The sequence below is a fragment of the Cardiobacterium sp. Marseille-Q4385 genome, assembly GCF_916618745.1.
GTDB lineage: Bacteria > Pseudomonadota > Gammaproteobacteria > Cardiobacteriales > Cardiobacteriaceae > Cardiobacterium.
The window spans coordinates 1525876-1552114 of record NZ_OU745373.1 but is presented as its reverse complement, the minus strand read 5'-3'; the positions used below and the strand labels follow the sequence as shown (position 1 = coordinate 1552114).

The 26239-nt window shown below is 57.8% G+C and carries 27 protein-coding genes and 1 riboswitch; of the genes, 15 read left to right on the top strand and 12 right to left on the bottom strand.

What is annotated here, in order from left to right; all coding sequences use genetic code 11:
* Together glmM and nhaA are read right to left on the bottom strand one after the other, a co-directional pair.
* A complete protein-coding gene (gene glmM / locus LG374_RS07610) occupies positions 1-1347 on the bottom strand; it encodes a phosphoglucosamine mutase (protein WP_225757126.1) in 1347 nt (448 codons plus the stop codon).
* On the bottom strand, positions 1344-2750 hold the full coding sequence (gene nhaA / locus LG374_RS07605) for a Na+/H+ antiporter NhaA (RefSeq protein WP_225757125.1): 1407 nt from the start codon (positions 2748-2750) through the stop codon (positions 1344-1346). Before nhaA ends, glmM begins: the two co-directional genes overlap by 4 nt.
* Positions 2751-2860: 110 nt before the next feature.
* Here nhaA and dapD point away from each other — a divergent pair, with 110 nt between their 5' ends.
* The 6 genes from dapD to LG374_RS07575 all read left to right on the top strand — a co-directional run bounded on the left by dapD (position 2861) and on the right by LG374_RS07575 (position 6296).
* Positions 2861-3679: a 2,3,4,5-tetrahydropyridine-2,6-dicarboxylate N-succinyltransferase gene (gene dapD, locus LG374_RS07600; RefSeq protein ID WP_225757124.1), complete on the top strand. Its 819-nt coding sequence runs from the start codon at positions 2861-2863 to the stop codon at positions 3677-3679.
* Between the two features lie 22 nt (positions 3680-3701).
* Positions 3702-3747, top strand: a riboswitch (PreQ1 riboswitch).
* A 1-nt stretch (position 3748) separates the two neighbouring features.
* Positions 3749-4204: a preQ(1) synthase gene (gene queF, locus LG374_RS07595; RefSeq protein WP_225757123.1), complete on the top strand. Its 456-nt coding sequence runs from the start codon at positions 3749-3751 to the stop codon at positions 4202-4204.
* Between the two features lie 116 nt (positions 4205-4320).
* Entirely contained in the window at positions 4321-5007 is a 687-nt protein-coding gene (locus LG374_RS07590) for a 7-cyano-7-deazaguanine/7-aminomethyl-7-deazaguanine transporter (protein WP_225757122.1), read from the top strand.
* A 22-nt stretch (positions 5008-5029) separates the two neighbouring features.
* The gene (locus tag LG374_RS07585) at positions 5030-5488 is read left to right on the top strand and encodes a hypothetical protein (RefSeq protein ID WP_225757121.1); all 459 of its coding nucleotides are present in this window, start codon (positions 5030-5032) and stop codon (positions 5486-5488) included.
* Between the two features lie 4 nt (positions 5489-5492).
* The gene (locus tag LG374_RS07580; RefSeq protein WP_225757120.1) at positions 5493-5822 is read left to right on the top strand and encodes a multidrug efflux SMR transporter; all 330 of its coding nucleotides are present in this window, start codon (positions 5493-5495) and stop codon (positions 5820-5822) included.
* 3 nt (positions 5823-5825) lie between these two features.
* The gene (locus tag LG374_RS07575) at positions 5826-6296 is read left to right on the top strand and encodes a hypothetical protein (RefSeq protein ID WP_225757119.1); all 471 of its coding nucleotides are present in this window, start codon (positions 5826-5828) and stop codon (positions 6294-6296) included.
* A gap of 285 nt (positions 6297-6581) precedes the next feature.
* Here the strand turns inward: LG374_RS07575 and LG374_RS07570 are convergent, their stop codons facing one another.
* The 6 genes from LG374_RS07570 to LG374_RS07545 all read right to left on the bottom strand — a co-directional run bounded on the left by LG374_RS07570 (position 6582) and on the right by LG374_RS07545 (position 11324).
* Complete coding sequence (locus LG374_RS07570) at positions 6582-7142, bottom strand: membrane integrity-associated transporter subunit PqiC (RefSeq protein WP_225757118.1); 561 nt, start codon at positions 7140-7142, stop codon at positions 6582-6584.
* Between the two features lie 2 nt (positions 7143-7144).
* Positions 7145-8776 (bottom strand): intermembrane transport protein PqiB, encoded by a 1632-nt coding sequence (locus LG374_RS07565; RefSeq protein ID WP_225757117.1) that lies wholly within the window; start codon positions 8774-8776, stop codon positions 7145-7147.
* On the bottom strand, positions 8743-9387 hold the full coding sequence (locus LG374_RS07560; RefSeq protein ID WP_225757116.1) for a paraquat-inducible protein A: 645 nt from the start codon (positions 9385-9387) through the stop codon (positions 8743-8745). The genes LG374_RS07565 and LG374_RS07560 overlap by 34 nt, the downstream gene beginning before the upstream one ends.
* Positions 9371-10000, bottom strand: coding sequence for a paraquat-inducible protein A (locus tag LG374_RS07555; RefSeq protein WP_225757115.1), 630 nt, complete (start codon positions 9998-10000; stop codon positions 9371-9373). Before LG374_RS07555 ends, LG374_RS07560 begins: the two co-directional genes overlap by 17 nt.
* Positions 10001-10058: 58 nt before the next feature.
* On the bottom strand, positions 10059-10727 hold the full coding sequence (locus LG374_RS07550) for a Bax inhibitor-1 family protein (protein WP_225757114.1): 669 nt from the start codon (positions 10725-10727) through the stop codon (positions 10059-10061).
* Between the two features lie 78 nt (positions 10728-10805).
* Entirely contained in the window at positions 10806-11324 is a 519-nt protein-coding gene (locus tag LG374_RS07545; protein WP_006986383.1) for an adenine phosphoribosyltransferase, read from the bottom strand.
* A 108-nt stretch (positions 11325-11432) separates the two neighbouring features.
* Here LG374_RS07545 and LG374_RS07540 point away from each other — a divergent pair, with 108 nt between their 5' ends.
* On the top strand, positions 11433-11861 hold the full coding sequence (locus tag LG374_RS07540; RefSeq protein ID WP_225757113.1) for a DUF1249 domain-containing protein: 429 nt from the start codon (positions 11433-11435) through the stop codon (positions 11859-11861).
* A complete protein-coding gene (locus LG374_RS07535) occupies positions 11858-12349 on the top strand; it encodes a paraquat-inducible protein A (protein ID WP_225757112.1) in 492 nt (163 codons plus the stop codon). Before LG374_RS07540 ends, LG374_RS07535 begins: the two co-directional genes overlap by 4 nt.
* A gap of 222 nt (positions 12350-12571) precedes the next feature.
* Here the strand turns inward: LG374_RS07535 and LG374_RS07530 are convergent, their stop codons facing one another.
* The gene (locus LG374_RS07530) at positions 12572-15955 is read right to left on the bottom strand and encodes a transferrin-binding protein-like solute binding protein (protein ID WP_225757111.1); all 3384 of its coding nucleotides are present in this window, start codon (positions 15953-15955) and stop codon (positions 12572-12574) included.
* A gap of 548 nt (positions 15956-16503) precedes the next feature.
* Here LG374_RS07530 and LG374_RS07525 point away from each other — a divergent pair.
* Positions 16504-18039 (top strand): surface lipoprotein assembly modifier, encoded by a 1536-nt coding sequence (locus LG374_RS07525; RefSeq protein ID WP_225757110.1) that lies wholly within the window; start codon positions 16504-16506, stop codon positions 18037-18039.
* Between the two features lie 263 nt (positions 18040-18302).
* Here LG374_RS07525 and LG374_RS07520 read toward each other — a convergent pair whose 3' ends face one another.
* The gene (locus LG374_RS07520; RefSeq protein ID WP_225757109.1) at positions 18303-20216 is read right to left on the bottom strand and encodes a ComEC/Rec2 family competence protein; all 1914 of its coding nucleotides are present in this window, start codon (positions 20214-20216) and stop codon (positions 18303-18305) included.
* A 255-nt stretch (positions 20217-20471) separates the two neighbouring features.
* Here LG374_RS07520 and LG374_RS07515 point away from each other — a divergent pair, with 255 nt between their 5' ends.
* The 6 genes from LG374_RS07515 (at position 20472) to LG374_RS07490 (ending at position 24528) form a co-directional block, all read left to right on the top strand.
* The gene (locus LG374_RS07515) at positions 20472-20987 is read left to right on the top strand and encodes a GNAT family N-acetyltransferase (RefSeq protein WP_225757108.1); all 516 of its coding nucleotides are present in this window, start codon (positions 20472-20474) and stop codon (positions 20985-20987) included.
* On the top strand, positions 20984-21868 hold the full coding sequence (locus LG374_RS07510; RefSeq protein WP_225757107.1) for a DMT family transporter: 885 nt from the start codon (positions 20984-20986) through the stop codon (positions 21866-21868). Before LG374_RS07515 ends, LG374_RS07510 begins: the two co-directional genes overlap by 4 nt.
* Positions 21865-22473: a hypothetical protein gene (locus LG374_RS07505; protein ID WP_225757106.1), complete on the top strand. Its 609-nt coding sequence runs from the start codon at positions 21865-21867 to the stop codon at positions 22471-22473. Before LG374_RS07510 ends, LG374_RS07505 begins: the two co-directional genes overlap by 4 nt.
* Before the next feature lie 11 nt (positions 22474-22484).
* Positions 22485-22865 carry a DUF1304 domain-containing protein gene (locus tag LG374_RS07500; RefSeq protein ID WP_225757105.1) on the top strand — a complete coding sequence of 127 codons (381 nt, stop codon included), beginning with the start codon at positions 22485-22487 and terminating at the stop codon, positions 22863-22865.
* Complete coding sequence (gene murI, locus LG374_RS07495) at positions 22862-23674, top strand: glutamate racemase (RefSeq protein ID WP_225757104.1); 813 nt, start codon at positions 22862-22864, stop codon at positions 23672-23674. Before LG374_RS07500 ends, murI begins: the two co-directional genes overlap by 4 nt.
* A gap of 251 nt (positions 23675-23925) precedes the next feature.
* Positions 23926-24528, top strand: coding sequence for a Slam-dependent surface lipoprotein (locus LG374_RS07490; protein WP_225757103.1), 603 nt, complete (start codon positions 23926-23928; stop codon positions 24526-24528).
* 632 nt (positions 24529-25160) lie between these two features.
* Here LG374_RS07490 and LG374_RS07485 read toward each other — a convergent pair.
* Complete coding sequence (locus LG374_RS07485; protein WP_225757102.1) at positions 25161-25598, bottom strand: stringent starvation protein B; 438 nt, start codon at positions 25596-25598, stop codon at positions 25161-25163.
* A complete protein-coding gene (locus LG374_RS07480) occupies positions 25595-26233 on the bottom strand; it encodes a glutathione S-transferase N-terminal domain-containing protein (protein WP_225757101.1) in 639 nt (212 codons plus the stop codon). Before LG374_RS07480 ends, LG374_RS07485 begins: the two co-directional genes overlap by 4 nt.
* Between the last annotated feature and the right edge of the window lie 6 nt (positions 26234-26239).

The window sequence follows — 26239 nt, the reverse complement described above, 5'->3', positions numbered from 1 at the left end:
TTAATCCTCCCGAGATATGACTGCTGCCAGTTCTTCAACGATGGCGTGCAGTCGTGCTTCGTCGCTACCTTCCGCCATGACGCGGATTTTTGGTTCTGTACCGGACGGACGAAGCAGAATGCGCCCGGCATCTCCCAGTTTTTCTGTTGCCTGTTGCAGGGCTTGCTGCACGGCAGGACTGTTCACAATAGTTTTATCGGCAACCTCGACGTTTTTCATCACCTGTGTCGCCATGTGCAGGTCTTTCACCAACTCGTGCAGCGGCTCTTCCATTTCCAGCATCGCGGCCAGGACTTGCAGGGCGGCAATAATGCCGTCACCAGTCGAATTGCGATCGAGACAAATAATATGTCCGGAATTTTCCCCGCCGACGCGCGCCCGAATTTCCTGCATACATTCCAGCACGTAGCGATCGCCAACATCGGTACGGTGCAAGACGATTCCCATACGGTTCAGCGCCCGTTCCAGCCCAAGGTTGGTCATTTTTGTGCCGACGATATTGTTGAGCTGCTCGCCTTTGAAGGCGCGATACTTGGCAATGATGTAGAGAATGGCATCGCCATCGCGCAGCCGACCGTTACGATCGACCATCACCACGCGATCACCATCACCGTCAAAAGCGATACCGGCATCGGCCTGTTCGTCACGCACCCGTCGCTGCAAGGATTCTGGCGCGGTAGAACCTGCGCCTGCATTGATGTTGCAACCGTTCGGCTCGGCATTCATGACAATGACTTGTGCGCCCAGCTCGCGGAATACTTCCGGGGCGATGGGATAGGTTGCACCGTTGGCGCAGTCCACCACAATTTTCAGTTTTTCAAACGGCAGCCCAAGTGCGACTGCGTTCTTGCAGAATTCGATGTAGCGTCCACGCGCTTCGGGAATACGGTACAGCTTGCCGAGCTGCGCCGATTCCACCACCTTCATCGGCTTTTCCAGATAGCGCTCGATTTCCTGTTCGGCTTCATCGGGCAATTTGATACCGCCACGCGCGAAGACCTTGACGCCGTTGTCGCTGTACACGTTATGCGAGGCGCTGACAACGATACCGGCGGCGGCGTGAAAAGTGCGGGTGAAATAAGCGATGCCTGGGGTCGGCATCACGCCGAGCAGATGTGCATCCATACCTGCTGCCGAAAGCCCGGCGGCGATAGCGTTTTCCAGCATATAGCAGGAAATGCGGGTGTCCTTGCCGATAATGACCTTGTCGCCAGCGAACCCGTTATCGCTCAGCATCTTGCCGATAGCCCAGCCGAGATGCATGACGAAATCCGGCGTCATCGGGGGCACCCCGACCTTACCGCGCACGCCATCCGTGCCGAAATATTTCCGCCTTGTCCCGCTCATGAATGATTGTCTCCGTTACTGCACAGGCGAAGCCAGGCGTAACCCGCCAAGCTTGCGATGATAGATGCTACAAGAATGGCAATTTTAGCATTATTCAGCAGCAAATCCTCGCCCTTGAACGCCAGTTCGGAAATGAAAATGGACATGGTGAAGCCAATGCCTGCCAGAAGACCCATGCCGCAAATATGGCGGAAATTCACTCCCTGCGGCAGGCGGCCAATGCCAAGACGCACGCTCAGCCACACAGCAGAAAATACGCCGATGAACTTGCCGATCACCAGCCCCGCTACAACGCCCAGCGAGACCGGATGCGAAACCAGATTGGCGAGGGAGGATGCATTAACCGTCACTCCGGCATTAAAAAAGGCGAACAGCGGAATAATCACGAAATACACCGGATCATGCAGCGCGTGCTCGAAACGTTGCAGCGGGGCCTGCGCCTGATTGATGCCATTGTGCAGCGTATGCAGCACACCGACCAGTTTTTCTGATTCGAGAAAATCGTGCTCGCGCAGGCGATAAATATCAAACTTATCCAGTAACTTGCGCGCCTCGCGGCTGAACTCTTCCGGGTTATAAAGACGGCGTACCGGCGTCGCGAGCGCGCCCAGCACCCCGGCAATCGTCGCATGCACGCCGGAATACAGCATCAGCACCCACATCACTATCGCCACCAGCAAGAACGGCCACAATTTACGAATACCGAAACGGTTCATTGCCAGTTGCAGGACAAAACAGGCGAAAGCGGCAAGCAGCGGCGCAACATGAATCTCGGCCGTATAAAAGAGTGCTATCACCACCACCGCGCCAAGGTCATCGACAATGGCAAGCGCGACCAGAATCGTCACCAACCCGGGCGGCGCCCGCTTGCCGAGCAAAATCAGCACTGCAATGGCAAAGGCGATGTCGGTGGCCATCGGAATGCCCCAACCATGCATTCCCGAGCCGCCCCAATTAATAGCGCTATACACCAGCGCAGGGGCGACCATCCCCCCGAAGGCAGCGATAATCGGCAGTGCGGCCTGACTGGGCGAAGACAGCTCACCGACCATTATCTCGTGTTTAATTTCCAGGCCGACCAGGAAGAAAAATAACGTCATCAGGCCGTCATTCACCCAATGGTGCAATGGCATTTCCAGCGTATGCCCAGCGAAACTCACGGCCAGCGGCGTATGCAGCAAATGCTGATAAGCTTCGCCCCAAGGCGAATTGGCGATAAGCAATGCTGCGAGCGTGCAGACAATCAGCAAAATCCCGCTGGCGGAAGTGTTGCGGGTGAACGCCTCAACCGGCGTCATCAACTTGCCGAAGAGACGCTCCCAGGAATTGGCATCCTCACTGGAATGGGCGGAACGCTGAAATAAATTGTACATAGGCACCTCAACAAAACGGTGCAGCATCATAAACGAAAGCGCCGCCCGCCGTATATGCAGAACTGCATACCCGAACGCCCGCAAGGACGGGCGATGTGACTATAATGCCCGCTTTTTCCACCGCATGAACAAGGAACCGTATGACCCTGCAACACACCATTGAGGCTGCTTTCGAGCGCCGCGCCGACATCACCCCGGCCAATACCGAACCCGCCCTGCTTGCCGCCATCAACGAAGTGCTGGACGCCCTGCAACGTGGTGAACTGCGCGTCGCCGAGCCGCTGCCAGCGGGTGGCTGGCAGGTGAACGAATGGCTGAAAAAAGCCGTGCTGCTTTCCTTCCGCGTCTATGACAACCTCCCCGTTGAGCACGGCTACACCCGCTACTTCGACAAAGTGGAAAGCCGCTTTGCGCACCACGACGCTGCCCGTTTCCGAGCCGAAGGCGTGCGCGTCGTTCCGCCCGCCGTTGCCCGGCGCGGCAGCTACCTCGGCAAAGGCGTCGTTCTCATGCCGTCTTACGTCAACATCGGTGCCTACGTGGATGAAGGCACGATGGTCGATACCTGGGTCACCGTCGGTTCCTGCGCGCAAATCGGCAAAAACGTGCACCTCTCCGGCGGCGTCGGTATCGGTGGCGTCCTTGAACCGCTGCAAGCCGCACCGACCATCATTGAAGACAACTGCTTCATCGGCGCACGTTCCGAAATCGTCGAAGGTGTCGTTGTCGAAAAAGGCTCGGTCATCTCGATGGGCGTCTTCATCGGCCAGTCCACCAAAATCTACAACCGCATGACCGGTGAAATCAGCTATGGTCGCGTCCCGGCCGGTTCCGTGGTCGTCCCCGGCAGCCTGCCCGCCGCTGACGGCAGCCACAGCCTCGCCTGCGCCGTCATCATCAAACAAGTTGATGAAAAAACGCGCAGCAAGACCGGTATCAACGACCTCCTGCGTCCATAAATCCCAAGCGGGGCGCGAAAGCGCCCCTGTGGTTCGCAACCCATCCCACATAAAAAAACTAGGAAACTCATGACAACCCTTACCCTACTTGGCGACAAAAACGCCGCCATCCCGTCCGACTACGCTCCGGAAATTCTCGAAGCCTTCCCCAACAAACACCCCGGCAACGACTACCTCGTCACCCTGCACTGCCCGGAATTCACCAGCCTCTGCCCCATCACCGGCCAGCCCGACTTCGCCGCCATCCACATCGCCTACATCCCCGATACCCTGCTGGTCGAAAGCAAATCGCTGAAACTCTACCTCTTCAGCTTCCGCAACCACGGCGATTTCCACGAAGACTGCGTCAACATCATCATGAAAGACCTCATCCGCCTGATGCAGCCGAAATACATCGAAGTCTATGGCGCCTATACCCCGCGCGGCGGCATCGCCATCCACCCCTACGCCAACTACGGCCAGCCCGGCACCCGCTACGCCGAACACGCCGCTGCCCGCCTTCTGAACCGCCCGCTGACGGCATAACCGAAAGCCCCTCGCCCGCTTGCGGGAGAGAGGTTGGGGTGAGGGTATCCCGCGTCAGCGGGACCTTGCGCCCCAAAAGCCACCCCCATTCTCACCCCCCCCCACCGGAACCCCATATGCACAACACCACCTACACCTTCACTGCCGCCCAGCGCCATCACGCCCTTATCTGGCTTGCCTTCTGGCACAACGTCGTCATCGTCGCCAGCAACTACCTCGTGCAACTGCCCTTTGAAATCTTCGGCCTGAAAACCACCTGGGGCGCCTTCACCTACCCCTTCATCTTCCTCACTACCGACCTCACCGTGCGCATCTTCGGTGCCCCCCTCGCACGGCGCATCATCTTCTGCGCGACCATGCCGGCGCTCGCGCTTTCCTACCTCGTCTCCGTCCTCTTCCACGACGGCGCCTACACCGGCCTCGCAGCGCTCGCCGCTTACAACAGCTTCGTTGGCCGCATCGTCATCGCCAGCCTCTCCGCCTACCTCATCGGCCAACTGCTGGACATCACCGTCTTCAACCGCCTGCGGCAAATGCGCCTGTGGTGGATCGCGCCGACCGCCTCGGCCATCGTCGGCAATGCCATCGACACCATCGCCTTCTTCGGCATCGCCTTCTACCGCAGCACCGATCCCTACATGGCGGCGCACTGGCAGGAAATCGCCCTGGTGGACTACGGCTGGAAAATCGCCATCTGTGGCCTTTTCTTCCTGCCCGCCTACGGCATCCTGCTGCGCTACCTCACCGCCCGCCTCACCACCCTGCACCAGCACACACCCATCGCCTGCGCACAGGGCGAATAAGCGGAACAGGTAAGACATCGCCATGACTCCTTACACCGAAGAAGACTACTACCGCGATCCGGACCAACGCCGCGCGCACGATAATTACAGCCTCTTCCTCATCGGCGCGCTCATCGGCTGGCTGACCATCCCCGTGGGCAGCCTGCTCGCCTGGCGCGCGGGCAAGGTTACCGCCAGCCCTGTCCTCGCCAGCCACTACCGCTACCAGGCGGCGAGCAGCCTATGGATGCTGGCGACTATCGCTCTCGGCATCGCGGGCTACCACGTCCTGCGTTACTTCGACCCCATCGCCTGCCCCGCCGGACAAGTCTTCGCCCCGCCACGCCCCAGCACCCTCACCCTCATCGCCTATATCCTCAGCCTCTACCTCCTGTGGATCGCCCGTTTCTGGCGCGGCTACAAAATCCTGGCTGCCGGTTGTGCCATCGCCAATCCGCACACCGCCTGGCTGCCTCGCCCTGCTCCCTCCACCAACCCGTAACCCCATGCACTGGCTCACTCTCGCTTTCGCCATTCTCTGCGAAGTCTTCGCCACCACCATGCTAAAACTCAGCGACGGCTTCACCCGCCCGCTGCCGCTTCTCGGCATGACCCTCGGCTACGCCCTCTCCTTCTACGCCCTCGCGCTGACCCTGAAAACCCTGCCGCTCGGCGCAGCCTACGCCATCTGGGGCGGCGTCGGCCTCGTGCTGACCGCCGCCGTCGGGGTCGCCGTCTTTGGCGAAAAAACCGACACTGCCGGTATCATCGGCATCGCCTTTATCCTGGCCGGCCTCGTTATCCTCAACGTCTTTTCCCGCATGACCGGACACTAAGCCATGTGGCGCACCCTGAAAACCATCTGCCTCACCCTGTGGCAAGTCAAAGAAGCCTACCTCGAATTCACCAAAAGCTTTTCCAGTCAGGTGCTGCTGCTCACCATCTTCGCCGTCATCCTGCAACAGATTGAGCGGCAGGATACCCGCTGGGACCACTGGTTCATCGCTATTGCCGTTCCCTTCGGCCTCTTTTTCCTCTACGCCTACCTGGCCAACATCGCCCTCTTCTATAAAAACGCCAGGCAAACCCTGCACCGCGCCGCACGTGCGGAAGTACGCCGCCTCTGCCAGCAAAATCGTTACGCCGAAGCGCGCATGCACCTGCGCCACATCCGCAACAAACACTACCTCATCGCCCCGCTCATCATCCTGACACTGATTACCCTCGGTTCGCTCGTCATTCTTGTCCTCGCTTACCAGGCGAGCCTCTCCCTCTACCAAAACCTGCAAACCGCGCCTCCGCAGCGCTAGAGTTAAACATCTAAAAAATCGTAACGGCGTTGCGCCACCTTGCCGTACTACCTGTACTGTCTGCGGCGGCGCGCCTTGTTACGCTTTTTTATCTATTCAACTATAACCCGCCTGACGATGTTCTCTTGCACTGGCAGCAGGCAAAGAAAGATAGGGATATCACCGCTAACAACGCCCCAACAGAATTCAGGGACCAAGCGACATAAACACTGAACCCGCCAAGCGGCGTAAACACTAGTCTGGATCCGGCGGAAATAAAAACCCGCCTGGCGGCGGGTAGATTTCTCAGTGTGGCAGGCTGGCGGCGATGGCCTGGGTGAGTTGTTGCACGGCGGTGGCGGTCGCAGCAACGAGGCTGTCCGGATCGGTTGCGGTAAGCGGTATCAGGCGGCGGTATTCGTGGTTATCCGGTTTGTCGCCATCGCGGCGGGTGTTCTGCCACTGCGCGCTGAGGCGGTATTGTTTGGCCTGCACGTCGGCGATGAGTTCGCGGATTTGCAGGTCGATAAGGATGTCCGGCCGGTTGTTTTCGCCGAGCGGGTAGGTGTAGATGCGGCTATTGCCGGTAGCGTTCGCGAGTTGCTGGCGCAAGACGTCGCGCAGGTTGTCCTGGAAGGGGTAGATCCAGTGGTGGCTTTTGTCGAGGGTGATGCGCCCCACGCCGTCGTAGTAGGTGAGGTATTCGTTTTCGTAGTAGGGCGGCAGTTCGGTGAAACGGATGGCGGTCGGAGTGCCCTGGCGTTGCGGGGCGTCCGTGATTTCCGGACGCAGGCTGTGGTAGGTATCCGGCACGCCGCCGCAGGCGGTAAGCAGCAGGGCGAGGGTAATGAGCAGGGTGTGGCGCATGTTTATTCTCCCATGATGAGGACGTTTGGTTTGTCGTCGATTTTGCGCATGACGCCGTTGATGCTTTTCATGCTTTGCTGGACGGTTTTCAGGGTTTCTTGCAGGGTGTAGTAGAGGTTGCTTTCCGGACCGATGCCGTACAGGGTTTTTTCCAGCTGTTTGCCAAGGGTTTTCAGTTGCTGGTCAAATTGTTTGAGGGCGCGGTCGGTGCTGTCGCCCGCTTTTTGTACGCTGGCCAAGGTACGATCGAGTTGTTTCAGGGTTTTATCGAGGCTCGTGCCGAGGTCTTTCACCGCCTGGGTATCGAGCGCTTTTTTCAGCGCGGCAGTGGCGTCTTTGGCGTTTTCGCCGATTTCTTCCAGCGGCAGTTTTTTGACGGTGGCAACGATGGCGCCAAGGTCATCGGTGAGTTTGCTGATGCCGCCGGGGCGTGAGGGCAGGACAAGGTAGTTGCTGTAGGCGTCTTTACGGAAGCCGCCTTTTTCGTCCGGGTACTGGTTCAGGGTGATGATTTTTTCGCCGGTGATAAGGTTGCCGTTGTCCAGTGTCGCTTGCAGGCCGCCTTTGACGAGTTCGGCGATGATGTTGCGGTTTTCGCTGCCTTCCGGTTTGTTGACGCGTTCGATGCGTTCCGGCTCGATTTCGATGAGTACGGGCACGGCGGCTTTGTTGGTTTTTTCGTCGTAAAGCAGGTGGACTTCAACGACGGCGCCGATGACGATACCGCTGAAGTAGATGGCCGCGCCGGGATTCAGGCCGCGCGTGTCGTCGAAATAGACGACGTAGTACTCTTTGCGGAAGCCGGTACGCTCGGTGGTAGCGCGCTCGTTCGGGTAGAGCGTGTAGGCCGCGCCGTCTTCTGCGGGAGTATCGTTGGTGTTAAGAGTGGTCGGGGTGCTGAAGGTGATGCCGCCGCGTATCAGGGTTTCCAGGGACTGCATTTCGATGTTGGCACCGTTTGCCCCCATGTTGAAGGTGATGCCGCTCACGTTCCAGAAACGGGTGTTGGTGGTGATGAGTTTGTCGTAAGGCGCATGGATGAAGGCGGTGAGGGTGATGTGGTCGTAGCGCTCGCTGAAATGGATTTGTTCGATTTGTCCGACGCTGATGCCCCGGTAGTAGATGGCGGTGCCGACGTTGATGCCTTCGGTGCTGTCGGTTTTGAGGCGGATGCGCAGGCCTTCTTCGTCATTCTGGATTTGCGGCGCTTCTTCGAGGGCGACAAAGTAGTTGGCGCGCTCTTCTTCTTTGCCCGGACTGACGGCGATGTAGTTGCCGGAGATGAGGGTGCCGAGGCCGGTGATGCCGCCGGTGCTGATTTGCGGTTTAACGACCCAGAACTGGCTGTCTTTTTTCAAGAGCGCTTCAGCGGTGCGCTGCATTTGCGCGGTTACGATGATTTGTTTGAGGTCGTGCGAGAGGTCGATGCGGGTGATGGTGCCAACTTCGAGGTCTTTGTAGCGGATTTTGGTTTTGCCCGCGTCCAGTCCTTCGGCGCTGGTGAAGGCGATGCGGATGACGGGGCCGATTTGGCTGAGGTGCGAGTAGGCGAGCCACAGACCGATGCCGAGGGCGATGACGGGCAGGATCCAAAGGTAGCTCAGTCGGTTACGGGCGATTTCGGGTTCTTGCATGGTTGTTTCCGGTAGTTGTCCCAAAGGAGGCGGATGTCGTAGGTTTCGGTCGCCAGCATGGTGAAGATAACGACGGCAGCAAAGGCGAAGATGCCAGGCGCAGGGTTGATTTGTGCGAAGCGGCCATGCACCAGGGCGCCAAGCAGGGCGACGACGAAGACGTCAATCATCGACCAGCGGCCAACGAAGTGGATGAAGCGGTAGAGACGGGTTTGCAGGCGCGGTGGACGGCGCGGGGTTTGTCCTGAAAGAAGGTAGAGCAGCACGGCAATTTTGAAGAAGGGGGTAAAGACGCTGGCAAGGAAGATGACCAGCGCGATGCCGTAGGAACCGTGGTGCCAGAGCAGGGCGATGCTGCTCATGATGGTATCGGCCTGCGGCGGCTGGGTGAGGTAGGTGGTGTTGGTAATCGGCAGCAGGTTGGCGGGGAAGAAGAGGATGATGGCGGTCGCGAGGTAAGCCCAGGTGCGGCTGTAACTCGCGGGTTTGCGGCGGTGCAGGTGGCCGTGGCAGTGCGGGCAGCGTGTGGCGGGCGCGGTGGTAACGGTGGCACAGTCAAGGCAGAGGAGGAGGTTGTGCGCGCTCGCGGTGTTGTCAGTAGTCATAGTCATGGCGGTTTTCTTCCGGTTCGTAAGCGAGGAAGACGGCATCGCTCAGGTCAAAGCTGAGGGTGACGAAAACGGAGCAGAACATCAGCGCGCAAAATGCCCAAAATCCCGGTTCGAAGGTGACACTGGCGAGTTGCAGGATTTTGACGAGGGTGACGATGACGCCGATGAGATAGACTTCAAGCATATTCCACGGCGCCATGTGCGTCATCCAGTGCAGGAAATTGTGCGAGATGTCGTTCAGGAAGCGGTAACGGAAGCTGACGATGACCCATAGCACGGCAAGCAGATACCACAGCGGCATGACGATAATGAGCATGCAGACAATGACGCCGAGGACGTGCAGATCGTTATCAAACAGCGCCTTGATGCTGGAAAAAACGGAAATGGTGGTCGCGTCCCCGCCCATGCTGAGCGTGATGAAGGGAAAACTATTAGCGACGATGAAAAGAATGAGCGCCGTCAGCGCGTAGATAAAGGCTTTGCGGAAATCGGCGAGGCCGTCATCAATTTTGCTGCCGCAGTCGGTGCAGTAGGCATTTTCGCCGGGACGCAGGGCTTTACGCTGATAGAGGGCGTCGCAGTAGGGGCAGACGAGCAGTTCGCGGTGCAACATATTGCAGGGTCAAAAAATCCGGCACCCGTGAAGATGCCGGACGGTTGAGGGAGAAAGATTAGTTGCGGTTGAAGGCGCTGAGGATGTTCAACAGGCTGACAAAGATATTGAAGATATCCAGGAAGAGTTCCAGTGTCGCCGAGATGTAGTTGGTTTCTTCGCCTTCGATGATGCGGCTGGTGTCATAGAGGACGAAGCCGGAGAAAATGACGAGGAAAGCGGCAGAAACAGCGACACTGAGCGCAGTCATGTTAAAGAACATAGCGCCAAGGCCAGCGAGGAAAGCGACGAGCAGACCCGTGAAGAGGAAGGCGCCGAGGAAGGTGAAGTTGGTGCCGGTAAAGAGCACATAGGCGGACAGACCGAAGAAGATGATGCCAGTGCCGACCAGCGCTTTCACCACCACGCTGCCCATGCCGTAGGCGACAAACAGGTTCAGAACATTGGCGATATAGAGACCGAGGAAGCCGGTCAGGGCAAAGAGCAACACGATACCGAGACCGTTGGTACGGTTGGCACGAATAGCAATGGAGAGACCAACCAAAGCGACGATGGCAATAAGCGGATTGATACGGCCGATGTTCATCAACATGCCAGCATAAGCACACAGCGCGCTGAACAGCACGTTCATGCCGAGCAGGATGTAGGTTTGGCGCAGCACCTTGTTGCGCGCGAGGATGCCATCTTGCGAGATGGTTTCAATAGTACGGGGGGTCATGTGGTTCATGAGGACTCCTGATAGGTTGAAGGTTGAAAACAAAAAAGATTGTGGGGGAAGAACGGGGGAAAGTAAAGGGCAGAGGGCTTAACATTTGACCAGCGAACAGACGGCGATATCCCGCAGTTTGTCGCGACCGCGCAGCGCTTCGATTTCCATCAAAAATGCCGCACCGATAACCTCGGCACCCAGGCTGCGCAGCAGCTCAATACAGGCGACCATGGTGCCGCCCGTAGCAAGCACATCATCAACCATCATTACCCGTACCCCTGATTTGACGTCATCCTTGTGAACTTCAAGGGTATCCTGCCCATATTCAAGATCAAACGTAATACGGCTGACCTCACGCGGCAACTTGCCCGGCTTGCGTAGCGGGATAAAACCAATCCCCAGACGTTGCGCGAGGGCGGCGGCAAAAATAAAACCGCGCGCTTCCGGACAAGCGAGCACATCGGGGCGATGTCCCGCCTCTTCGCAAAACTGCGCCATCTCCTCAATCGCCGCCGAAAAACCGGGGCCGTCGGCAAGCAGCGGAGTGATGTCCTTGAAAATAATGCCGGCTTTCGGATAATCGGGAATATCCTTAATCAACGTGTGCCAAGACATAAAAATCCTTACAGAAAAAAGTGGAAGCCGCATTCTAGCAAAGGCTGCGGGCTTGCGTGCAGTCACGATAATCCCGACAATGCCGCGCCTTTTACACAACACACGACCATGCACACCTCACGCATCCTGCGCCGGGACGACCTGACCCTGCAAACCCTCTACGAACACAACTACTGCCTCTTCCGCCTTATCCTGCCCGAACCGCCGCCGGATGACGACTGGTACGCCCTGCACGCTTCCGGCCGCCCCGCCGCCTACCTGTGCTGCCTCAGCCAAAGCCCTTACACCAGCGACTGGCAGCTCGGCCACTACTACCCGCATAAAACACGACGCCGCTTCGCCCCCAACTACTGCATCCGTGTCTATCACGATGCCCGCCTCGCCGAAGCGCGGCTTGAGCTCAACTTGCCACTACGCGAACTGCGCGCCGCCAAACTTGCTCACAATCGTGCGCTGGCCGAATGGCTAGACTACTGCCGCCGCCACCGCTACCGCCTGCATAACACCGCCCTCACCGCCCCGCTCGATATCGCATGACACATCACCACCGCCGCCTCATCCTCGCCATCTTCGTTGCCCTCGGCCTCCTCACCCTCATCCCCGGCATCACCCTGCCGATGATGACCGTGAAAAAACTCGTCCTCGTCAAAAACACCTTCACCGTCCTCTCCGGCATCGGCGCACTACTGGCCGACAAAACCTTCGGCCTCGGCCTGCTACTGCTCGGCTTCAGTGTCATCTTCCCGCTCGGCAAATACGCGGTGATGGCAGCGTATCTCTACTACTACCCGCCTATCCCAGCAGCGCTCGCTCACTGGCAGCACTGGCTGGGCAAAATCGGCAAATTCTCCATGCTGGATGTCTTCGTCGTCGCACAAATGCTGATGATCATGAAACTCGGCTGGCTGGTTGAAGTACAAATCCACAGCGGTATCTACTGGTACAGCGCGACCGCCCTGCTCTCGCTCATCGCCGGCATCTGGATCGAGCATGACATCAAGCAGCGGATGCAGAAAGCAGGCTGATGCACGATCGTGCATTCCGTCCACTACAGCATGGACAACCATAAGGGAAACCGCCACCGCCAAGGTGGCTAGTAAAAATACGGCATGAATAATTCCGCTTGGCAGCCCCAGTGTTACGCCGCTTGGCAAACCCAGTGTTACGCCGCTTGGCGGTAAAAAGCGTCCATAAAAACAGCCGCCCGTAGGCGGCTGTTTTTATGGGGGTATTACGACGGTGTCGCATTACGGTGCATAACGATCGGCGACGTTGGAAGTTTGTGCCGGGGCACTACCACTACCTCCGCCGTAGTTGTTAGCTCCATCATCACCCTGGAAGGTGTTGGTGCCGACTTTGACAGCGCCAAATACGCCACCCCAATCACCAACTTCGTAAGCAGAACCATATTTATTGGTCGCTTTCACAGAGTTGAAGCTTCCGCCCATTTCATCAGCCTGGCTGCCGAAGAAGGCGGCACGGAAGTCTGCCTCATCGTTGCCGGGGGCGTAGGTGCGGTCGGCGGTGCCGATGACGGTATTGCCGATAACATCCCCGCTAAAGGTGACGAGTTTGTCTTTATACACGTTGGGTTTATCCAGCTGCTCCAACCAAGCGTTATAGACATCGCCGACGACTTTCTTGGTGCCGAAGTTCACGTCTGCTTCAACGAAGTTACCCAAACCAAGGGTATGTCCTGTAGCGTCATTTCTGCCACCACCATCGAAGGCATTCGGCAGGTCTTTTTGGCTATGAGTGGTACGGATACCGTGGAAGCTGTTATCGATGCCATACATCAACGCATGACCTTCGTAGCGTGCGACCTGGTTGGACGGCAAAGCCTTCATTTGTTCAATGGTGGTTTCATCCACACCACGGAAGAAGTAGTTATCAACGCTGTCGCCCGTGCCTTTCTTCTCAAACGGTGCACGCAGGAAGCCGTTCGGCAAGAGTTTGGTACCGTTCGCGGTGAGATCCAGATTGGTGGTTACCCGGCCATATTGCACTTTTTGCAGGGTAATCGGCTTCGCGCCAATGCTGTATTGGGTCGGCTTACTGTCCAGATCCGCGTAATAGCCTTGCACCGGCGTTACCAATGTGCTTTCCACTTGGGAGACAAATGAGCGGGCACCCGAATAGCTGTTCATGCTCATTGCCTTGACGGCACGATCATCCTGGTCGGCGTAAGCAAGGTGATAATGGCCAAAGATACGGGTGCTGGTCTTGTGATGATCTTTCCAGCGTGCGCCGTCGAATTTCAGCTCTTCGCCGAGGGTAGCCATTTCTTTCGGCTGGGCTTCGCCATGTTCGCGATAGCCACCGATACGAATCAAACCGTTGGTGATATCGCCGGTCGGCTGAATTTCCACGTCACGATCGCGCGCGTTCGTGCCGTGAGGTACAGTATTTTTACCCCATACCAAATCTTCGGTGCCTTCACCGCAACCGGTACCGACGGTGCCGCATTCGCTGTAATCGGTATTGATATCGACACGACGTGCACGCGGATTCCAACCTTCGCTGGTTGCCCAGTTTTCGAAGGCGCTGTCCTGGGTACTCCACCAGATCAGATTAGCGCCATATTTGTTTTCGTATTCGTGCTTGTAGCCTGGGGCACCAGGCTTCCAGATGCGCTCATCGGCAAAACGGACGACGCGGTCGTCTTCTTTCCAGCCGATATAAGGATTACCACGGAATTCACCGCGCTGGCCACCGCCTAGGTTCTCCGGTTTAATCCATTCGGCGCTGATGAGGTGCTTGACCCAACCTACATTCTCACCACCTGAATGGAGCGAGCATAAGGTTGCCCCGCCATCACATACAGTAGTACCGTCTGTCAATCTCTTATTTGCATTGAGGTTTGGCACGGATCCGTTTGCTGTGATGCCGGTATGCGCATTGTCTTCGACAGCTGGTTTTACTTCTTCAGACAGCGGTGTTGCTTCGTAGACGGTGGTGGGGCTACCGACATTTACCCAGTCATAGTGGCCAGTAGCAGGGCCTGTTGGTATCCACTGCCAACTCCTCCGCTGAACATCTATGTTGTAGGTAACCCCCCACACTTGTTTCAGCGTCCAATCCCATTCGTTCGGTACGGGATTCACCAGCGGGCGAAGGCCTTTATGCTGCCGAATAGCGGTGTATTCTTCGCGTTCCAGATAGATATGTTCGTGATCCATCGGGTTGGTATTCGGCCCGTTTATGAGGGTATCGATGGCATTATTGTTTGCTTCGTCATAGGGTCTGTTCGGATAGGCAAACAGTCCTTTTGGATATTTAGGGTAAGCGCCATTGGGATAAGGCTTACGATAATTAGAGTCCACGCCTAGACTATTCTCTGGCCCGTTGGCGCCCATGCCTTTATGTCCTTGGCGGTAGCCGTTGCTATAGGCACCCGAGTCAGCTTTATAACTTACTCTTGCACCATTCCAATCCACCAGATTGCTTTTTCTTGCCCTACCGGTTGGTCCACCGGTGGCTTGTAAGGTCGGGTCATCGGTATATCGGAATGACGCATCATCGCGATCGTTATGGCTTGGGTCTGCGGGTGTAGCGCCGTCATTACGCCATTCGGTGGCCGGGCGATGTCCACTGGCATCCGTCGGGCTGTCGTCTTCACCTTGCTTAAAACTGCCATAGCGGTCGGAATCGTTATAAATCTCCCCGGAGACATAATCTTTATTGGTACCGATGTTGGCAACGTGGCGGGAATTGTCATTGTCATTCCTTGTCGCCCAGTTTGTCCATTCCGGGTTATTGCCCCTATTTGCCAATCGGTCTTCCAGAGCTCGAAGTGTACCAACCTGATTTGTGGTGGCTTTATAGGGGTTGTTAAACAGTGGCGGTGCTGGTGGTTTAGTAAAACTTGTCCCTACCGGCCCGCCTTGATTTGCTACGTGTTCTATGCCGCGTTGCGCTGGATCTGCAGCATGGGGGTAATCGACATAGGGCTGGCGGTATTCGTAACGCGGGGTAAAGACGTGGGTGACCCGTTCACGGGTAAATTCGCCGTCTTTATCAGTGTTGTTTTGGATATGAGTGTCGATGTTATGAGTGGTGCCATCAAGACGGTTATTCGGGTCACTGAATTTAGCTGAACCTACTTGTTTGAACGCCCCTGCGAGGACATCCACGTTTTTGAAGTTTTCTACCTGCAAGCTGTCGTCTTCACGCGGCTTGCCTGCAGCGGTTAGCGGCTCAACATCGGTGCCACCTGCAAATTGGGCACGGACGGCTTCACCATCTTTATAGTCGAGGTCTCGGCGTGCAAGGACGATGTTGGTCAGTTTCGGGTTCTGTTCGTTCAGGGAAACGCCAAGAAGCGGTGTGGCGGATGCCATTTGTTCGGGGTTGTTAGCGCGATCGTATCCTGAGCCATCACGGCGGATGTATTGCAGCCCGCCGACGGTGCTTTCTTTGCTGAGGTCGCGGTTATCAACCACATGGGTATCGGTGGGGTCAACCACACCTTTGTCGTCGCGCCCGGCCTGGTTATTGTTATTATCCGGCTGCGGGGTTGGAGCCGGCGTCGGATCAACGTGAGGCGGCGGCGTAGTCGCATCATCGCTGCCACCGCAAGCGGCGGTACCGAGAGCGATGAGGACGGCGATAGTCAAGTTGTTTAGTTTCATTGTGTCCTTCCATTCGATTAGGGGTATCCCGGATTGTTACGGGTTTCGGTTTGAACGTCTGCGAGCGACGCAGAGGTTCGTTTTGCGCTGTCCGTTATTGGGTTTCAACAGCAGAGCTCACTTTAGATTTCGTGTTGCCCTGTTTTGGCTGCAGACGCCGCCAATCCCAAGCGACTCTCTTCCCTTACAAAATGCGCATTCGGGTTCCAAAGAGTCTTAAGTATGAACTTTCAGCCACGCAATTATAACGCCTTAGTCATGTTTTGGGTGTTTTGTCTACACTTTCCGTTAATGCTGCGATTCTTTGCTGAAATATTGGCAACTGCCTCGTTAAAGAGGTTCGCAGGGACTCCAATCTTGCTGTACTTTTCCTTCGAATCTACCGTTTTTGTCACGAAAATCCGTTTCTAAAACCGAGTACACAGGTCTCGGGCCACAAAGAGCAGGAAGCGTTGCTAAAAGGCTGCGCGCGCGATGGTGCCCTTGTGTAGGTCCTATGAATTGAAACATAATGCCGCGTTTCGCATTGCCTACATAGGAATATCGACATGGCCACAAAAACCACAATGACCCTGCAACTCACCCTCGTCTCCAGCATCCTTCTCACCGCTCTATCCGCTGTTGCGCAGAACGCGCCCCCGCCGCCACGCGCCCTTCCGGTAGACATTGACCGAGGCAATGATCGCCTATCCGAAGATAACGTTGGCAAAAACGCACGCCTGCCGAAATTGCCTGCTGTCAAGGCGACTGCTCCTACTACCCTGCCGAGTGATGCCCAAGCCGCTAAAGGAGACGTCGTTTACACGCCCGAAGAACTCATCAATAACCCGGAAGAATTGGAAAAACTCCTGGTTGAAGCTATTCGTCTCAACGAAGTCGAAGGCCTGAAAGTACTACTGCCGCTATATGCCAAAGTCGACGCTAGTCGCCGTGATGATTCCCTCATCGACTGGGGCAATGCCATCATTGCGATGAACGATGGCCGTACTGCCGAAGCCGTCACTCTTTACCGCAAACTCATCGCCAACCTGCCGGACAACCGGATCCTGCGTTTCCAGACCGCACTCGCGCTCTATCGCAACAACGAATTGATCGCCGCTAAAGAACAACTACAAAAACTGCGCAGCAGCAACATTTCTGAAGCCGATCGCAAAACCCTGGACAATTTCATTGCCGCTATTGATCGCGGTGATTCTTGGTCTTTCAGCGGTAGCCTGAGCTACATTCACGATAACAACGTCAACAACGTCGCCCCGAAAGGCACACGCATCCAACTCGGCAACGGCCGTTCCCTCGAAAGCAGCCGTGAGCAGGAAAAAGCCAACGGTATCAGCTACAGCTTCGATGCAGATAAAAAATGGTCGCTCACCGACAACTACTACAGCTCACTGCACGGTTCACTGAGCGGCACCTACTACTTCAATAAAAAAAGTTATAACGATGTGACCGCACGCGTGGCTGCTGGTGGTGGGTTCCGCAACAACAAAATCGACCTGGAAATCACCCCGTTCGTGCAAAAACGCCTCTATGGACGCGGCAGCAACGGCGACGACAAACTGCATGCCTATTCCAACAGCGCTGGCTTGAGTGTCTCCAACACCTACTGGATGACGCCGAAATGGCGCCTGCAAACCAATGCCGAATTCAGCTACGACAAATACGTCAAACTCTATGACTACCTGGACGGCAGACGCATCAGCTTGAACAATACCCTGATGTACTCACCAAACCAAAAACAATACTGGTTCGCCGGGCTTGACCTCAGTCACAAAGGCGCACGCAGCGCGAGCGATGCTTATGACCGCTTCAATACCCGTCTCGGCTGGGGACAGGAATGGGGCAAAGGCGTTTCCACCCGCCTGATGGGCAGCTACGGTAAACGCTACGCCAAAAGCGAGGATTTCTTCAACATTGACCGCGAAGACAAAGAATACAACGCTAACCTGTCCGTTTGGCATCGTGGTGTCCACTTCTTCGGCATCACCCCGCGCCTTGTCTTCTCGTACAGCAAAATTGACAGCAATAACCGCTTCTATAGCTACGACACCAGCAAAGTCTATATGGACTTTACCAAGACCTTCTAGGAGCTCCTGATATCCGGCTTGCGTAGCCGGATTTATCAAAATGAGAACGGCAGAGGCGGGATTTGAACAAAAATCCACCGCTCTGCCGAATGATAATAAACCCTAAAAACTCGCTGCCCAGCAAGATCCTCTGTCCCGACACCTCATAGGTGACGTGGTTATCGGGATTTATTGCTGTCGCGGTTTAGCCAAACCCTCCTCCGCCCAAGGCAGGGGAGGGTTTTTCTTACTCGCATCGGGTGCATGCGCCAAGCGACGTTGTTTCAGGGTAAAACCACCTCGCCGAAGCGGGCGGTGCAGCCTGTTGCGGTCTTGGTGAATACCAGCCCCGCGGCGTTGTCCGCTGGGCAATAGGTGACGGCAAAGGGCAGGTTGGGCAGCGGCAGGGTGCTGTATACCGGCGTCTGCGGGTAGGCAGCGAGCAGGGTAATCAGCGCCGAGGTCTGGCGCAGGCCTTTGCCGGTGAGGACGATGGCATCGGGGCGGCGCGCGTGCCGTCGCAGTTCCGGCAGCAGGTAGCGTGCGGCGTCATCACGCCCCAGGTTGCGATGGCGCAGTCCCGCGTTCACCACCAGGGTTTTGCCGCCGTGGTAGTACACGGCGCTGCCGTTCGGTGCATGGTAATCGGGCGGCGGCAGGAGAACAGCGGCGAGGCTGATGCCGAGGGCGAGTGCCGCCCAGGCAAGCGGCAGGGTCAGTAGTCGCTGCGGCCACGGCGATGCAACGGTCTCCGTTTGCAGCGGGAATTCGCACCCGCGCAGGCGGGCAAGCGCGCAGAGGACGGCCACCGTCGCACACAGGGCAGCAGCGGTACCCGGCTGGAAGGCGGGTTGCCAGTACGCCCAAGCGGGTGCGGCAAAGCCTGCCAGCGCGTGCAGGAAGGTATCCAGCAGCCACGACGCTGCCGGGGCGAGCGGCGGGCAGAAGAGCGCCAGCAGGGAAGCCGCCAGCACCGGCGCCAGCCACGGGATCAGCACCAGGTTGGCCGCGAGCGACACGAGGCTGATGCCGCCGAACAGTGCCCAGCTAATCGGCAGCAATGCCAGCGTGATCAGTGCCTGCAACACCAGCCACTGCCACAGCGGGCGCAGTTGCCGCCATAGTGGTGCGCTGTAAAGGATGACCGCCACCGCTGCGAACGACAGCCACGCACCTGCCGCGCCAAGTTGCCACGGGTTCGCGAGCAGGATAGCAAGTGTAGCGAGTTTGAGCGCCTGCCGTCCGCCGCCCAGCCCCGGCCAGTGCCAGCACAGTGTCAGCACGGCGAGCATCAGCCAGGCGCGCAGTACCGGCGCCGCCGCCCCGGTCAGGAGGGCGTAGGTGAGGGCGCACAGTAGGGTCGCGTGCAGGGCGATGGTGTGCGGCTGCACGCCGCCCCGCCAGCGTGGCGGAAGAGCGGCAGTCAGGTGGCGCAGGAGGAGGTAGATGAGCCCAGCGATGAGCGCCAGATGCAGGCCGGAGATGGCGATGAGGTGCGAGGTGCCGCTGCGGCGCAGGCGGTTTTGTGCTTCGGCATCCAGCCCGCTGCGGTCGCCGATGATGAGGGCGCGTAGCCACGCGCGCTGCGCGGCGGGGAAGACGGCGTCAATACGGGAAGCCAGGGCGGCACGCTGCCGCACGGTCCACGGTGCACTTTCGTTCAGCGGCACGACCGTGCGCACTGTTGCCCGCCCGCGCAGCCGCGCCTGTTGCGCAAACCGGCTGCCGTCGCCGGGTTTCAGGCGCACTTGCGCGTGCAGCACTTCGCCGAGACGGTAGGTGCGGCGGGAGAAATCGGCTCCGCTCAGGCGGTCGCCGGGCTTGAGCGGACAATCACCTGCTTGCCGCGTCACCAGCACGAAGCGGCTGCCGACCGGGTAGCCGCGCGTCGGGAAGTCGGCGATATAAAAGGTGGCGCGGCAATCTACCACCGCCGGCAGCGGCGCCGTGAATTGCCACGGCGACAGTGTCCATAGGGCGGCAAGTAAGGCGATGGCGGGGTATCGGGTCAGACGGTGGGCCAGCAGCACCAGGGCGCAGGGCAGGCTCCACAGCGACAAGGGTAGCCACCAGGCGAACAGGATGCCGCCTGCAACGGCCAGCAGCGTCGCATCCAGCGGGGCGACCGCAGCACGCTGCCCGGTCATGATGCCCGCTGACGGACGACCGCCCTGCCCGTCCTGCTCTGTGCCGCCCATTGCCGTTCCTTTCCCAAAAATATGTCCGCTGGTCATTGTAAGCGGGGCACCGCGAAACCTGTACCGACGACGATATAGTCGTTTCAAACAGGACTGAGACAAGATGGCGAGCCGAAAACAGTACAAATAGTACGGCGGCGGGTTCCCATATAAATCGCATAGTGATTTTTATGGGGCTCGGCCAGGCGAGCTAATACCGCATCAGCTCTATTTGAAACGACTATACGTTCATGACCGGGGCGGGGAGGCTATACAATGCCCGCAGAATTTCTGCACGGCTGCTATATGTCCCGCATCACCCTCACTCCCTGCACCGCCGCACACCATGCCGCCCTCGCTTACCGCCTGCCGCTTACGCAGGACGACTACACCCGTGCGCCGCAGGAATGGTTCGCCGCTGGCAGCTTTCGCAGCGGGCAATACCCCGTCAGTATTCTTGCCAACGCCGTTCCGATCGGCTTTTTCATTCTCGATACCGGTGCGGACAAGGCGGATTACAGCGACGACCCGTACGCCCTGTTGCTGCGTTCGATGTCCATTCATCCCGCGTGGCAAGGGCAAGGCTTCGCCGCTGCGGCGCTTGCCCCACCCCTGCTATGGGCTTATATCAACCGTCGCATTCCGGCTATCCGCCGCATCGTCCTCGGTGTCCACCATGCCAATGTCGCCGCACAGCGCCTGTATCTGCGCTGCGGTTTCCACGACACTGGCCGCACCTATCCCGGGCTGAAAGGCCTGCAATATGTTTTTGAACAACCCCGTCCCGCATGAACCGTCTCTCTTTCCATCGTGGCCACTTCGCCCTGCTCGTCACCGCTGCCCTTTTCGGCAGCACCTTTATCTTCCAGCGTCACAGCGCCGCCGTCGTCTCCGCTACGCTTTTCACCGCTTGGCGTCTGCCCGTCTCCACCGCCTTCCTTGCCTTCTTCTTCGCCCTGCGCCGCCAGCCTGCCTGGGGCCACTGGGCACGCGACGGTATCGTCTGCGGCATCCTGCTGTATCTCGGCATGTACAGCCAGCAATGGGGTCTCGCCCACACCACCGCCGGCAAGGCCGGCTTCATCACCAGCCTCTATGTCGTCCTCGTGCCTTTGCTCGGCCTCGTCACAGGGGAACGCCTGCACAAGTACCTGCTGACCGCCATCATCCTCGTCTTTGCCGGCATCTGCTGTCTCGCCGGCATTCAAAGTGACGACAAGGCACTCAGCTGGAATATCGGCGATAGCGTTACTCTGGCCTGCGCCTGCATCTGGGCGCTGTACGTCATCTATACCGGTATCGCCGTGCGCCGTAGCGATGCCCTCGCCCTCACCGCCGCACAAATGGGTGTTGCCGCCCTGATTGCCCTCCCCATCGCCATCACGAGCGACGGCATCCCCGCCCTGCTTGATCCCGCCCGGCTCTATTACAGCCGCTGGGACATCTTCTATGCGGGCGTTGTCTCCTCCGGCCTCGCCTTTTTCCTGCAAGCCTGGGGGCAGCGCAGTGTCGCCGCCACCCCCGCTGCTATCATCCTTTCGCTGGAAAGCGTCTTCGCCCTGCTCGCCGGCTGGCTGTGGCTGGATGAAACCGTGACCCCGTTGATGCTGACCGGTTGCGCCCTGCTCTTTGCCGCGATGGTTATCGCCCAGAAAGCACCGGATAAACCATGACCCCTTTCCTGCAATTACCACCACCGCGCGAAGCGCAACAAGTGGACGCCTTCATGCGCACCCGCCATCACCGGCGCCAACGCCGCTTGCCGTCGCTCTTCCGCCTGCGCCCCTCCTTTGGCCGCGACCGTAACTACCGCCGCCGCACCCTGCTCATCCTCGCTCTTGCTGCCGACAATACCGCCGCCGACCGCCCACTCCTGCGCCAACTGCTGCGCCAACTGCTGCGCGAAACGCAGCGCAGTTACACACTCGGCCTCAGCTGGGACATCCGTGACGCCGTGGCCGTCCTCACTTATCTGCTTTATCGCCACCTGCACCGCCGCGATATCCCGCTGTTGTGGACGGCGCGTCACAGCGGCGGTTCGGATACCTATTACAGTCTGGACGCCGAAATCACCTTCGGCTTTGATGCGACGGACACCCTGCACCATCTGGCGAAGAAGCGACCGCGTCGCTGTGCCGATCGCGACATGGCAGCGGACATCCGCCACTACCTCGCACAGAAAGACAGCCACTTCCGCAGTCGCACCGATTACCTCGCCTATTTCGCCGCCCAGCGCCTGCCGCTCCACCTGGAAACCCTGAGAGAAAGCCTTACCTGACCCCAAACACCATGCACAGCATTTCCCTGATCTGCGCCGCGCTTGCCGCCGCCATCCACTACTACATTTTCTATCTCGAATACCCCGCCTATGGCAGCGCCCGTTTCTGTCGCACGTTTGGCGTGTCGCCTACTGAGCTACCGACCTTGCGCGTGCCCTTCCGCAACCTCGTTATTTATAATTTGATGCTGGCCATCGGTGTGAGCGGCGGCATCGTGTTGTCTTGTGCGGGGGTGTCACCCGTGCTGGCCCTTAGCATCATGGCGACCCCGCTCGCCACGATGCCGGTCGCCGGGGCGTATTTGTCCTGCACTGCCCCGGATAAACGCCGCGCCGCCTGCATTCAGGCCATCCCGCCATTGCTTGCCTCTTTCGGTCTTTTCTTGTCATGAATGATTCCCGCAACCTGCCCATTGGCGTCTTTGACAGCGGCGTCGGCGGCCTCACCGTCGTCCGCGCCCTGATGGAACGCCTGCCGCTCGAACACCTCATCTACTACGGCGACACCGCCCGCGTTCCCTACGGCGTCAAATCGCGCGCGACCATCGAAAACTACAGCGCGCAAATTGTCTCTTTCCTCCTCGCACAGCGCGTCAAGGCGCTGGTGATTGCCTGCAACACCATCGCCGCCGTCGCGGGCGACTCCATCCGCGCCCAGGCGGGCGGAATGCCCGTCATCGACGTTATCGCCGCCGGTGCCAAAGCAGCGCTTGCCACCAGTAAAAACAGCCACATCGCCGTGATTGCCACCAACACCACCGTCAACAGCAACGCCTACGCCCGCGCCATCCATGCGCAAAACCCCGCCGCGCGTGTGCAATCGCAAGCCTGCCCGCTACTCGTGCCGCTCGTGGAAGAAGGCTGGCTCGATCACGATGTGACCCGCCTCACCGTGCGCGAATACCTGAAACCCATCCTCGCCGACGACGCCGACACCCTCGTCCTCGGCTGCACCCACTACCCGTTGCTTAAACCGCTGCTGCGCAGTGAAGCGCCGCACCTTACCCTGGTTGATTCCGCCGCGACCACCGCTGCAAGCACCGCGCAAGCGCTCGCCGCTGCCGACCTGCTGCGTCACGACGACGGCCAGCCCACCCGCTACCGTTATTGCGTCAGCGACATCCCGCTGCGCTTCAACAGCATCGGTGAGCGTTTCCTTGGCCGCAGCCTCGGCGACATCGAAACCGTGCCGCTGGGCTGATACCCATCTGGAAAACCATCTAAGTATGTTGGCGCATCTCGCTGTATCAAACATACGGTCTTCGCCGCACTGCTTTCTCAACTTACTTTCTGGCATTGGCATGAATCGTTGTGCAACAGCCACAACCGCGTCAATCTTGTTGCAACCTAACCACGAAATGACCAAACCCACACACCCATTAACCATAAAGCACGCCATAATGCGCTCGCCTATACGGTAAACCTTTTCAACACAGCAAGAGGAATCCAGCTATGAAGAACATCCTGATTGCCAGCAGCGTTGCCGTCCTGCTTGCCGCCTGTGGCGGTAGAGATGGTGCCGATACCACCATCACCCCGGATGATGCCAATATTGACCTGTCCCGCTACACCCAGGGCAGCAACAAACCGATTACTATCGCCACCCCCAACGGTAAGTTGTACGGTTACAACCAGTTCGCTTCCTTCTACGGCCTGTGGGAACACAACGACGGCCGCGTGAAAGAACTGCGCTACCGTGGCGACAAGACAGTGAATGTCCCGCAAAGTGGGCGCGCCACCTACGTCGGTAAAGCCGTACGCTGGGACACCATCAAGAAAGAAGAACTCGACAACGGCTACAGCCAGCTGGAAGTCGATTTCGGCAAACGTACCGTGAACGGCGAAATCAAAATTCCCGGTGCCCGCCGCGACATCACCCTGCATGAAGGCACCCTGCGTGGCGCCGAATACGCCGGTCACGCCAGCGTTATCGGTAACAACAGCGGCCGCTACGAAGGCGCACTCTATGGCGCAAATGCCCAAGAAACCGCCGGGCAGGTATCCTTCTCTGACGACAGCGGGCTGAACACCGCTTTCGGTGGTACGCGCCAATAAAATAAAAAACGCGATCGCCCTTTAACCGGATGCTCCGCATCCGGTTTTTTTATGCCCGTTCGAAGGATGTTAGGCTGTGGTATAGTTGAATAGATAAAAAAGCGTAACAAGGCGCGTCGCCGCAGACAGTACAGGTAGTACGGCAAGGCGACGCAACGCCGTTACGATTTTTTAGATGTTTAACTATATCTGCGGGACGAATCATGTCCTGCGGGAGACAGATGGCTATTTCTTGCCCCTCCCGCAGGCATCGAAGGTAAGATCGTTCACTATTGCTAAAAAGATTTTTCTCGCTGAGAGATGCGAGAGGTAATGAAGAAAGAACGGAACTTCCGAAAAAACGTGCGCACATTTACGACTTAATGGGGATAAAGAAAAGGCTCGCAACTTCTGCACTCGCTCGGGCTTTACTTACCCCCTCGCCTAAGTACAGATGCGAACCTTTCAGCGGCAAATATTGAGACAAATGACAAACTGGGTCAAACACCCAACACAGAGGAAGCGGCGGAAAGACGGTCTACCCAATAAAACCCCTACTCCGCAAAAGACGGCGACTTACGACTACGGATACAAGGTAAGGCCGTCATTGTGTCATCCACCAATAATAATGCCCGCCTAAGCGGGCATTAGCACTATTTGATAATGCGTAGATGACTGCCTCCGGCGGGAGGCACGGGATTATCAGGCGTTTTGTCTGTGCTATCGCTTGCCGGTTGCCGCGTTTTTTTCGGCCCGGCTTCAATATCATCGGCTACAGGCAGGCTGATACCTTCGCCATTTTCCCGCGCAACCAGCGAAGCGACGGCTTCCATCGCCACCCAGACTTGGTGTGACTTGCCGCCGAAGCGGGTGTGGAAGGTAATGTTGTCGTCTTCAATTTGCAGGTGTGCGGTTGCCTGCGGCGAGATGTTCAGCACCAGCATGTCCTCTTGCAGCAGGTGTGACGGCACACCGTGTACCCAACCGGCGCCGGGGGCGGCGATAACGAGATGCGGGGTGCAGTCGTTATCCACGATCCATTGGTAGATGGCGCGCAGCAGGTAGGGCTTACGGTCAGTCATTTCGCTCATGCGTTGCTCCGCAACGCAGCTTCCTGTTTGGAAAGCGAGTTTTTAAAGTAGTCTTTGGCGAAGTGGAAGTCCATGTAGTGCTGGATCGTCGCAGCAGCTTTGGGCAGATCAATTTCCAGGCTTTCCAGGCGCCACAGGATCGGCAGCACACAGCAGTCGAGCAGGCTGATCTCGGAACCGATGAGGTAGTCGCGACCTTTGAACATCGGCGACATCAGCAGCACGGATTCGCGCAGTTGTTTTTGTGCCGCTTTTTTCTTGGCAGGGGTCAGTTTGGCGTGTTGCAGCTGATCCACCGGCTGATACCAGTTGGTTTCCAGTTCATAGCAAAAGAGGCGAATTTTGGCTTTGAGGTTCGCTTCTATCGGCATCAGCGCCGGATGTGGGAAGCGTTCATCCAGGTATTCGCTCACCACGCGTTCGTCAAAGAGAACGAGGTCACGATCTATCAGGGTAGGCAGGCGCCCCGTCGGGTTGATTTCGATGAGATCCGCCGGGATGTTGTCCGGGTCAATTTCAACGTAATCAATTTCCTGGTCTTTCAGTTGGCACACCAGACGCAAGCGGTGACTGGCGGCGTGGATGGGGCTGCCGAACAATGCCAGCCCGCCCCGTTTTTGGCTCACGATACTCATAATTTC

What these genes read in the sequence shown, in the direction of transcription:
- LG374_RS07560 (WP_225757116.1), bottom strand. Translation starts at nt 9,387, where the DNA reads ATGACTATGACTACTGACAACACCGCGAGCGCGCACAACCTCCTCCTC.
- LG374_RS07500 (WP_225757105.1), top strand. Translation starts at nt 22,485, where the DNA reads ATGCACAGCATTTCCCTGATCTGCGCCGCGCTTGCCGCCGCCATCCAC.
- LG374_RS07505 (WP_225757106.1), top strand. Translation starts at nt 21,865, where the DNA reads ATGACCCCTTTCCTGCAATTACCACCACCGCGCGAAGCGCAACAAGTG.
- dapD (WP_225757124.1), top strand. Translation starts at nt 2,861, where the DNA reads ATGACCCTGCAACACACCATTGAGGCTGCTTTCGAGCGCCGCGCCGAC.
- LG374_RS07485 (WP_225757102.1), bottom strand. Translation starts at nt 25,598, where the DNA reads ATGAGCGAAATGACTGACCGTAAGCCCTACCTGCTGCGCGCCATCTAC.
- queF (WP_225757123.1), top strand. Translation starts at nt 3,749, where the DNA reads ATGACAACCCTTACCCTACTTGGCGACAAAAACGCCGCCATCCCGTCC.
- LG374_RS07530 (WP_225757111.1), bottom strand. Translation starts at nt 15,955, where the DNA reads ATGAAACTAAACAACTTGACTATCGCCGTCCTCATCGCTCTCGGTACC.
- LG374_RS07525 (WP_225757110.1), top strand. Translation starts at nt 16,504, where the DNA reads ATGGCCACAAAAACCACAATGACCCTGCAACTCACCCTCGTCTCCAGC.
- LG374_RS07555 (WP_225757115.1), bottom strand. Translation starts at nt 10,000, where the DNA reads ATGTTGCACCGCGAACTGCTCGTCTGCCCCTACTGCGACGCCCTCTAT.
- LG374_RS07575 (WP_225757119.1), top strand. Translation starts at nt 5,826, where the DNA reads ATGTGGCGCACCCTGAAAACCATCTGCCTCACCCTGTGGCAAGTCAAA.
- LG374_RS07490 (WP_225757103.1), top strand. Translation starts at nt 23,926, where the DNA reads ATGAAGAACATCCTGATTGCCAGCAGCGTTGCCGTCCTGCTTGCCGCC.
- LG374_RS07515 (WP_225757108.1), top strand. Translation starts at nt 20,472, where the DNA reads ATGCCCGCAGAATTTCTGCACGGCTGCTATATGTCCCGCATCACCCTC.
- LG374_RS07540 (WP_225757113.1), top strand. Translation starts at nt 11,433, where the DNA reads ATGCACACCTCACGCATCCTGCGCCGGGACGACCTGACCCTGCAAACC.
- glmM (WP_225757126.1), bottom strand. Translation starts at nt 1,347, where the DNA reads ATGAGCGGGACAAGGCGGAAATATTTCGGCACGGATGGCGTGCGCGGT.
- LG374_RS07580 (WP_225757120.1), top strand. Translation starts at nt 5,493, where the DNA reads ATGCACTGGCTCACTCTCGCTTTCGCCATTCTCTGCGAAGTCTTCGCC.
- LG374_RS07565 (WP_225757117.1), bottom strand. Translation starts at nt 8,776, where the DNA reads ATGCAAGAACCCGAAATCGCCCGTAACCGACTGAGCTACCTTTGGATC.
- LG374_RS07590 (WP_225757122.1), top strand. Translation starts at nt 4,321, where the DNA reads ATGCACAACACCACCTACACCTTCACTGCCGCCCAGCGCCATCACGCC.
- LG374_RS07480 (WP_225757101.1), bottom strand. Translation starts at nt 26,233, where the DNA reads ATGAGTATCGTGAGCCAAAAACGGGGCGGGCTGGCATTGTTCGGCAGC.
- LG374_RS07550 (WP_225757114.1), bottom strand. Translation starts at nt 10,727, where the DNA reads ATGAACCACATGACCCCCCGTACTATTGAAACCATCTCGCAAGATGGC.
- LG374_RS07570 (WP_225757118.1), bottom strand. Translation starts at nt 7,142, where the DNA reads ATGCGCCACACCCTGCTCATTACCCTCGCCCTGCTGCTTACCGCCTGC.
- LG374_RS07585 (WP_225757121.1), top strand. Translation starts at nt 5,030, where the DNA reads ATGACTCCTTACACCGAAGAAGACTACTACCGCGATCCGGACCAACGC.
- LG374_RS07520 (WP_225757109.1), bottom strand. Translation starts at nt 20,216, where the DNA reads ATGGGCGGCACAGAGCAGGACGGGCAGGGCGGTCGTCCGTCAGCGGGC.
- LG374_RS07510 (WP_225757107.1), top strand. Translation starts at nt 20,984, where the DNA reads ATGAACCGTCTCTCTTTCCATCGTGGCCACTTCGCCCTGCTCGTCACC.
- nhaA (WP_225757125.1), bottom strand. Translation starts at nt 2,750, where the DNA reads ATGATGCTGCACCGTTTTGTTGAGGTGCCTATGTACAATTTATTTCAG.
- LG374_RS07535 (WP_225757112.1), top strand. Translation starts at nt 11,858, where the DNA reads ATGACACATCACCACCGCCGCCTCATCCTCGCCATCTTCGTTGCCCTC.
- murI (WP_225757104.1), top strand. Translation starts at nt 22,862, where the DNA reads ATGAATGATTCCCGCAACCTGCCCATTGGCGTCTTTGACAGCGGCGTC.
- LG374_RS07545 (WP_006986383.1), bottom strand. Translation starts at nt 11,324, where the DNA reads ATGTCTTGGCACACGTTGATTAAGGATATTCCCGATTATCCGAAAGCC.